The organism is Liquorilactobacillus mali, from assembly GCF_001437155.1.
Taxonomy (GTDB): Bacteria; Bacillota; Bacilli; order Lactobacillales; family Lactobacillaceae; genus Liquorilactobacillus; species Liquorilactobacillus mali_A.
On the sequence record NZ_JQAR01000038.1, the window covers coordinates 1 to 8293 of the forward strand.

Genomic DNA, 8293 nt, shown 5'->3' on the forward strand with positions numbered 1-8293 from the left:
TATCTTTTGTTAAAGAATAAGTTTTCAGCATTGTAATCCTCCTGCTTTATATTTTTCTCCAAAATAAATGCGTAATTGTTGTGAAATAAATACGTTATCAGTTTTAAAAACATTTTATCTTATGTATGATAACCTGCCAAAAATTTTATCTCACACATTATCTAGACAATCTTGTCTCCAGCTTCTAATGTATCATCTAATTTATAATGGCTCTTTGTCAACCGCTGTTGATGAGAAATCTTTATGAGAAAATGGGCTTTAAAGGTTTAACACCATAAGCACCACCTCCGATTGGAAATAGCCACCGCCTTAACTTCTCTACTGGATCTATTATACAGGCAGCCTAGCTCTTTAACCAAATATAAAATTAAAGAATCAGTAAGAATACTATATTTATATCTGTAAAAACAGTTTTTAACTGCTAGGTCATAATGTATAGATAAATCAAAGCAAGCACCTATGTAAAAAAGTGCCTGCTTTGATTAATTATCAAAAAAATTCCAATCTATATTTATAAAGGGTTATCTCACCAATTTAAATATTGATTAACTGATCTTCAATTGTTCAATTATTTACGTTCTAAGAAGCCTAATACAGATAAATTTGGCTAATTATCCATGTAATTTTTGTTGCAATGTATCACCAATGTCATCTACTTTCTTAGCAGCCAAGACGGTGCCACCGATGAGGACACCACCTACAATGAGCGTAGAAGCGATCATAAACTTAAATACACTTTTCAAGACGTCCATAAAATTCTCCCTTACTTTTTACTGGTTCGACCAACAACTAATGAAACAATCAGAACTAAAATAATTGCCCCGATGATCGATGGTATCAATGCCATGCCAGCTAACGAAGGGCCCCAAGTGCCAAGGAGCCCTTGGCCAATCCACGCACCGATTAAACCAGCTACGATGTTTGCAATCCAGCCCATAGCAGCACCACGGTTAGTGATTGCGCCAGCAATGGCACCAATGATTGCCCCGACGATTAATGACCAAATAAGTCCCATATTTACTCACTCCCTTAGTTAACACGACTAGATTTATTGTCAGACGTTACTTTATCAACGCTGTCACCTAATGTTTCCTTCGATTTCTTTGCGCCCTTACTGACGGCTTCCTTCGTTTTGTCTGTGGCATCGCTCACGCGATCTTGCAGAGAAGTCGAATCTTTTTCATATTGCTCCTTTGTCTTGACATCAACAACATTCACATTTACCTCAATTACTTCTAATTCGGTCATATTCTTTACTTCCCGAACGATAACATTTTTGATCTTGTCATACAGTTTAGAAATATCAATGCCGTATTCAGCAACAATGTCGAGATCCACTGCAACCTGCTTTTTTCCAACCTCTACATCAATTCCTGATGTGACATCTGAAGTATTAACTAGTTTATCAGCAACATTTGCGAAAAAGCCGCCATCTACGGTTAATAAGCCATCTACTTCAGAAAGTGCGATACCAATGATCTTTTGAATAACCTTATCATCAAATGTTAAATTGCCTTTAACACCAGACTTTTCGTTAGTTGTTGTTTTCTCACTTGGCGTTCCATTCTGCATAATTTTTCCTCCTTATAATTCAAATAGTTATTTAAAAACATTTGTTAAGATACCAGTTTTTTGAATATAATAACCCGCGGTAATCCCGATTGCCATAAAAATCAAAACAAAAAGCGTCTTGAAAAATCCAAATGTGATGATAAGGACCGCTAGGAGCAATCCCATAATTCCACCAATTAGTGGCCAAAAATAGGCTTTAATGAGTTCGGTCACGATATCACCTCCTAGACAACTCGAGATTTATGCACATTAGCGTCCAACTCATTAAAATCAACGAGTCTGATTTTAATTTTTTTCTGTTCAGAAATTCCAAGACAAATACGCAAATCTTTTTTTAATTGATTAAGAAAATTTGCAGTCTGTTTCTTGGCATTGACTGAATTTAGTAGATCACCCCATATTTTAAGTGTGATCCCTTTTCGTGATAACTTAGCTGATACCTTGGGGTTGCCAATAAAGGGTTCATGTTGAAGTGCTGAAAGCGCAAAATGTTCAATAGCTTTCTTACTGACGGTCACTTGACCATCAGACTTTTGATGAAGATATAATGATTGTGACCGTGGCCAAAAAAGTGTGATAAGCAAAAAAATAATTAACAGTACCGCCAGAATTACTCCACTCCAAAAGAGGTATATCGGTTCGTACTGCTCCAACCAACCAAGCTTTAATGACATGGGTGTACTAGTACCAATGGCCGTTGACCAATTTTTAAAGACAAGAACTATGGATAAAGGAAATGCAAGGATAATAACAACTACTATTAATGCCTTAAATATAAATCGCAAATCATCACCACCTTTACCATAATTATAACAGGACAGGTAGTGATGATGGAATTATATGCTCTTATAAGGAACCAATTAAGATTTTTGTTTGACTAAACCAATCTAGCCAATAGGGTGTACGCACAAACACTAAAAAAGCCGTCGAAATTCGGCGGCTTTTCATCATATTACGTTAAATTATTCAGCGTCGTAGGCAGCTTGGAAAATCTTGATGATATCTTCCTTTGTCCCCTTACGAGGGTTAGAGAAAGCATTCCCATCCTTCAAGGCATTTTCAGCCATCAATTCAAAGTCTTCTGGCTTAGCACCAATTTCTTTGATTGAGTGAGGAATACCAACGTCTTCGGATAATTGCTTCATGGCCTTGATGGCTAATTCGGCAGCATCCCGCGTTGATAGGCCTTCAGTGTTTTCACCCATGATTTCAGCCAATTGGGCGAAACGATCTGGGCAAGCAATGATGTTATATTCTTCAACGTAAGGTAGAAGTAAGGCACAGCAAACACCATGAGGTGCGTCGTATTGACCACCGAGTTGGTGAGCCATGGCATGAACGTAACCCAAGTTGGCGTTGTTGAAGGCCATCCCGGCTAACATTTCAGCTTCGACCATCTTAGTCCGAGCGTCCAAGTTGTGGCCGTTAGCAACGGCTTCACGAAGGGAAGTTTCAATCAACTTGATAGCTTCCACACATTGTGAGTCGGTGATAGGGTTGTGGTCAACGGAAACGTAAGGTTCAACGGCTTGAACGAAGGCATCCATCCCAGTAGCTGCGGTTAAGCCCTTAGGCACATCGAGCATCAGAGTTGGGTCGTTGAATGAAACCAACGGAATGTTCCGCCATGAAACAACCACGAACTTCAAGTGGGTTTCTTCATTCGTGATAACCGCGTGACGGGTTAATTCAGAGCCAGTACCGGCCGTCGTGTTAACGGCGATTAATGGTGGCAAAGCCTTGTCGAGTGTTTCAATCCCAGCCAACTTAGTAATGTCGTCGCCATTAGTCAAAATAATGCCGGCACCTTTACCAGTATCGTGAGCAGAACCCCCACCAACAGTGATGATGGAGTCCGCACCGGATTCTTCGTAAAGTTTCTTAACTTCTTTGATGTTACGAATCTTAGGGTTGGGTTCAACGTTGTTGTAAACAACGTAGTCCACACCAGCAGCCTTTAAAGAATCCAAAGTCTGTTCCACGGCGCCGTCCTTTAAACCTTCAAGGAACTTATCCGTGACGATAACGGGCTTTTTCATCCCTAACATCTTTGCTCGATCACCAATCTTACTAATGACACCAGGGCCAAAGAAATTGACGCTGGGCATCAGAAAGTCATAACTACGTTCAGCCATTGTACAAATGCCTTCTTTCGGAAGTTTTGAAAACAATTAGTACCAATTTCACAAAGCAATTATAACTAATAAATTTACAGTTTGCAATCGTTTTTGGGTAAAAGTCCCTTAATTGTGCAATAAAGTGCTAATTTGTCGGCGGTTTAAACCGTAATGATTAATTTTACTGTCAGTATTTTTGGGTCTAGAATTTTTGGTGTTGGAAAGTATTTCCATTCCAAAAGTACTAGGCCCTCTTTTTTTATAGTATTAATTTCATTATTTCCCGAAATAATTATTTCAACATTTCACGAATTACTTATTTCACTATTTCAGTAAAGTACTAAGAAAGTTCTTAAATTGACCCCATAATAGGATTATTATGGGGTCACAAAGAAAGAAGTTGCTCAATATGACAACTACAGAAACGGATTGGATCAAGCAATTTACAATTACTGAGCTATTAGTAATACAGATTTAATTAATCAAGCTGATAATAATTTTGCAATCTACCACTCAAATGCCATCCATGCCGTTGAAAAATATTCAACCCGTAAGGCTGACGTCATGGTTTGTTTCTGCGTCATTGACAGTTGCTGCATTAAACGACCCTCTTTCATGTGACTGTTCATCTAAGTACAGACACATGATATATTCAACATATGTATATGTCAACATATAACGCCGATCAATGACTCCATGAAAGGTCTTGCAGCAACTTCTTAACAAACTAGTGCTGGTGGGCGTGTTGTTGACTTGACTGGGGCCGATAAGCGGCAACTAACCCTGTCACAGCGTCCAAAGTCATAATCAGACCCATTAACCACATCGCTGCCATATTGTGCATGGTACCAATTAGAATCAGCAGCACCACATTTAACGCCAGCATGAGCCAGCCCATTGTTTTCGACATTTGTTGCATGAAAATCCTCCTCAAGTGTATGGATAAGACCTATACCATTTTTCGATACTACTTTAGGTTAATTCTAAATTATGTTTATGGCAACCCTAAAAAGTGTTAAAATTCTTGTCAGAGGGGGAAATCACGATGAAAACCTATACGGACTATTTCTTTGATGAGCCAGCGTTTGATCTCCACGATGGCGGGTACGTGCCGCTTGAGGTCAGTGATGCGCCTGAGAAGCCCTTAAATGTGCCGCCGTTGTTGAAACCGGATAAAGAGACGGCGACCGACGTTTATTACACGGTGACAGCAGAGGCTGGGGAAACGCAACTGTTACCTGGGGCGAAGACCAAGACGTGGGGCTATAATACCAGTCTGTTAGGTCAGACGATTGTGTATCGCCGTGGTCAGCATACGCATGTGACACTGAAAAACACCCTGCCTGAGTTGACCACTTTTCATTGGCATGGGGCTAATGTCAGTGGCCCTTATGTTGATGGCGGATGCCATGCGCTGGTTTATCCGGGTGAAAGTAAGCATATCGACTTCACATTGGAACAACCGGCGACGACTTTGTGGCTGCACGCGCATCCGTGCCCATCCACAGCCGAGCAGGTTTGGCATGGTTTGGCTGCCATGGTGATTGTCAAAGACGACCATGAAGCCAGCCTGCCATTGCCAAGGAACTATGGCGTTGACGATATTCCGGTCATTTTGCAAGACCGGCGTTTTCATGAGAACAACCAGTGGGACTACCGGGCTGATTATGATCCTGACGGTGTTGCTGGGCCAACTGCAATGATTAACGGTACAATCAATCCCTATTTTGATGTCACCACGCAAAAGGTCCGGTTGCGTTTTCTGGACGGTGCTAATCGCCGTGAATGGCGGTTGCATTTTTCCGATGACCTGCCATTTACGCAAATTGGCGGGGATGGCTCACTGTTACCGGAGCCGGTCAAATTTACCCATTTGATGCTGACTTGTGCTGAGCGTGCCGAAGTGATTGTTGATTTTGGCCAATACCATGAAGGCGACGAGGTCACCTTATATACGGATGATGTGCCATTGCTAAAGTTCCGCATTCATGCGTTCAAACCGGATCAGACTACCTTGCCTGATAAGTTGTTCGATGTGAAGGCACCAGTGGTTGACCCGGCTTTGCCAGTTCGCCACGTTGTGATGCAGGGGATGGACGAAGGTGTTGCGATTGATGGTAAAAAGTTTGCCATGCAGCGGATTGATGCCACGCAACCAATTGGCAAAGCCCAGTACTGGGATGTTACCAATAGCAATGATGCGCCTGGAATGGTTCATCCATTCCATGTGCATGGAACCCAATTCTTAGTCTTGTCGCGGAATGGGCATGCGCCGTATCCAAATGAATATGGTTTCAAAGATACCGTTGGCGTGAATCCTGGTGAAACGGTTCGGCTGCTGGTTCGCTTTGATTTGCCAGGGGTTTATATGTATCACTGCCATATCATTGAGCACGAAGATGGCGGCATGATGGCACAGATTGAAACATTCGATCCAGCCAAGCCAAAGCAAGAATATAAATTGATGGATATGGATACGTTAATGATGGCCTTGGCTAAAGAACGTGGCGTCAAACCATCTGAGATTTGGATGGGCGGTATGCAGTCTTATGAAAAAATGGGAATGAAAATGTAAACGTCCCACAATACTAATATAGAAAAAGATGATTTTAATATGCACTCTCCAACGATCAAACATCGCGGGGCTTTTGTCGCCACGTTACTGACAGGTACCTTTTCGATGTCAATTTCTCAGTCTTCTTTAAGCACCGCTTATCCTGCTTTTATGAAAGCTTTTGGTTTAGGAGCGGATACAGTTGCTTGGCTGACAACCGGCTTTATGTTGGTGATGACCTTGATGATTCCGGTTAGCCCATGGCTGTTGCATAATGTTACTTTCCAACGGCTTTTCCAAGCGATTGAACTCATTTTTGCCATTGGGACAGGCTTATGTATCTGGGCACCGAGTTTTACCGTGCTCATGATTGGCCGGTTGCTTGAAGCGATTGCGGTCGGGATTATTTTCCCGAGTTTCCAGACCGTGTTGCTGACGATTACGCCGCATAGTGAGCGTGGTCGGGTGATGGGCACGGCGGGGTTGGTCATGGGCTCAGCCTTGGCAGTCGGTCCGATTATTTCCGGTGTTTTGCTGACATGGTTCCCTTGGCAGGCTTTATTCTTGTTCTTCTTGGTCGTTTCGCTGCTTGTGCTGGCCGTTTCAACGGTGACCATTGCGTCTGTCATGCCATTGCAACCGACGCAACTGGACTGGGTGTCCTTCCTTTTATCCGCAAGTTTTCCAATTCTACTTTATGCCTTGGGTGCTTTGTCGAAAAAAGGCTTAACTGTTGGCGTGGTTGGTTTGTTGATTTTAGGCGTTCTGGCAGCTGGTATTTTCGTTGTTCGGCAATTGAATCGCCAACCACCAATGTTGCAAATGCGAGTTTTTGCCACTGGTATGTTTACTAAAGCGGTGTTTCTGACCGGAATTTCATACGTCGGTTTGATTGTCACCACTATCCTGATGCCGCTTTACTTTCAAACGCTACTTGGTTTGTCACCGTTGATTTCTGGCTTGTCCTTAGTGCCAGCTGCGGTGTTGCTGAGTATTTTGAATCCAATTAGCGGGCGCTTACTGGATCGCTTTGGACCGCGTGTCGTGGCCATGATTGGCATGTTGTTGATTACTGGCGGCTTTGGTCTGTTAGCAGTCTTTGCCCATCATTTACCGCTGATTGGGGCAATTATGTTGGCGATGGCGACTGAAGCCGGCAATGCCTTTGTGATGATGCCTTCAGTGACGGCTGGCGCGAATGCTTTGCCGAATGAGCTCGTGGCAGACGGCACTGCGGTTACAACGACGGCTCGTCAGTTATTCGGTTCTGCCGGTGTCATGTTCGCCACAGTGTTGTTGGATGGCATGCAAACCACGCTGCGAAGTCATGCTGGCGGTTTTGCTGTTACCTTCGCTGTGTTTGCTGGCGTGGGCCTGATTGGCTTGCTGTTGGCGTTGACGTTACCAAAGGAAGTCGCGAAGAAAGCGGTATAGCTGCGAATTCGTGCTTTGCATCTACAAAAATGACCGCCTACCAAAAAGTAGACGGTCATTTTTGTTGCAACTAAGCATGCTTGACTGGGTACTTAGCCGAAAATGATCAGGAGAGAAGCATCGCGACTAGGAAAGGAGGGCAACACGGTTGCTTTAGTCAACAAAGACCAGTTCGATAGTTTCATCTTCCGGTTTGATGTTGACAGATAAATGACGATTAAGGTCGGCCACCAGTTTGCGTGCGAAGGCCATCTTCTCGTCGAATTCGGTCATGTGCGAAGTAAACGGGACGCTTTGGTAATTAAAGTTTTCGCCGATATAGCCCGGATCAGTCACGTAGCGCAAGTTGTTTTCGTCGTGGCGACTGCCCGGTTTCAGGACGGTATCCAAATACTGATAGAGAATCGTTGGATCGTAGTTCAGCGGCTTATCAAGGGTCGTGGAAAGCTTGTAGCCGGTTGCTTGACCAGCGAATTGTTCGTTGATTTGGACTTGGGTAAGGCTTTGATACAATTTCAAAACTATCACTCCTCTTCTTTTCACTTTTAGTATAGCAGTTATGGTAGATTGTAAAATTAATCCGAACGCTGTTCGGACAAAAAAGATCAGCTTCCTT

At 43.0% G+C, this 8293-nt stretch carries 10 protein-coding genes and 1 pseudogene; 2 read left to right on the top strand and 9 right to left on the bottom strand.

Going from position 1 to position 8293, the window contains the following annotated elements; genetic code table 11:
* Positions 1 to 611 precede the first annotated feature (611 nt).
* From IV36_RS12310 to IV36_RS11065, 8 genes and pseudogenes are all read right to left on the bottom strand, one after another.
* Positions 612 to 752, bottom strand: coding sequence for a hypothetical protein (locus IV36_RS12310; protein WP_081511388.1), 141 nt, complete (start codon positions 750 to 752; stop codon positions 612 to 614).
* Positions 753 to 763: 11 nt separating this feature from the next.
* Positions 764 to 1015: a GlsB/YeaQ/YmgE family stress response membrane protein gene (locus tag IV36_RS11040; RefSeq protein ID WP_003680323.1), complete on the bottom strand. Its 252-nt coding sequence runs from the start codon at positions 1013 to 1015 to the stop codon at positions 764 to 766.
* Between the two features lie 14 nt (positions 1016 to 1029).
* A complete protein-coding gene (locus tag IV36_RS11045) occupies positions 1030 to 1572 on the bottom strand; it encodes an Asp23/Gls24 family envelope stress response protein (RefSeq protein ID WP_003687343.1) in 543 nt (180 codons plus the stop codon).
* 27 nt (positions 1573 to 1599) lie between these two features.
* Positions 1600 to 1785 carry a DUF2273 domain-containing protein gene (locus IV36_RS11050; protein WP_003596522.1) on the bottom strand — a complete coding sequence of 62 codons (186 nt, stop codon included), beginning with the start codon at positions 1783 to 1785 and terminating at the stop codon, positions 1600 to 1602.
* 11 nt (positions 1786 to 1796) lie between these two features.
* Positions 1797 to 2357, bottom strand: coding sequence for an alkaline shock response membrane anchor protein AmaP (gene amaP, locus IV36_RS11055; protein ID WP_003687341.1), 561 nt, complete (start codon positions 2355 to 2357; stop codon positions 1797 to 1799).
* Between the two features lie 177 nt (positions 2358 to 2534).
* A complete protein-coding gene (locus IV36_RS11060) occupies positions 2535 to 3707 on the bottom strand; it encodes an iron-containing alcohol dehydrogenase (RefSeq protein WP_003593433.1) in 1173 nt (390 codons plus the stop codon).
* A gap of 491 nt (positions 3708 to 4198) precedes the next feature.
* Positions 4199 to 4288: pseudogene (locus IV36_RS12340) on the bottom strand (cation transporter); the annotation flags it as partial.
* Positions 4289 to 4416: 128 nt separating this feature from the next.
* Positions 4417 to 4608, bottom strand: a complete 192-nt coding sequence (locus IV36_RS11065) for a hypothetical protein (RefSeq protein WP_003576326.1) — start codon at positions 4606 to 4608, stop codon at positions 4417 to 4419.
* A gap of 126 nt (positions 4609 to 4734) precedes the next feature.
* Between IV36_RS11065 and IV36_RS11070 the strand changes: the two genes are divergently transcribed.
* Together IV36_RS11070 and IV36_RS11075 are read left to right on the top strand one after the other, a co-directional pair.
* On the top strand, positions 4735 to 6264 hold the full coding sequence (locus IV36_RS11070; RefSeq protein WP_056992511.1) for a multicopper oxidase family protein: 1530 nt from the start codon (positions 4735 to 4737) through the stop codon (positions 6262 to 6264).
* Between the two features lie 39 nt (positions 6265 to 6303).
* On the top strand, positions 6304 to 7677 hold the full coding sequence (locus IV36_RS11075) for an MFS transporter (RefSeq protein ID WP_003690687.1): 1374 nt from the start codon (positions 6304 to 6306) through the stop codon (positions 7675 to 7677).
* Positions 7678 to 7830: 153 nt separating this feature from the next.
* Here the strand turns inward: IV36_RS11075 and IV36_RS12315 are convergent, their stop codons facing one another.
* On the bottom strand, positions 7831 to 8196 hold the full coding sequence (locus IV36_RS12315; protein WP_003580900.1) for a hypothetical protein: 366 nt from the start codon (positions 8194 to 8196) through the stop codon (positions 7831 to 7833).
* Between the last annotated feature and the right edge of the window lie 97 nt (positions 8197 to 8293).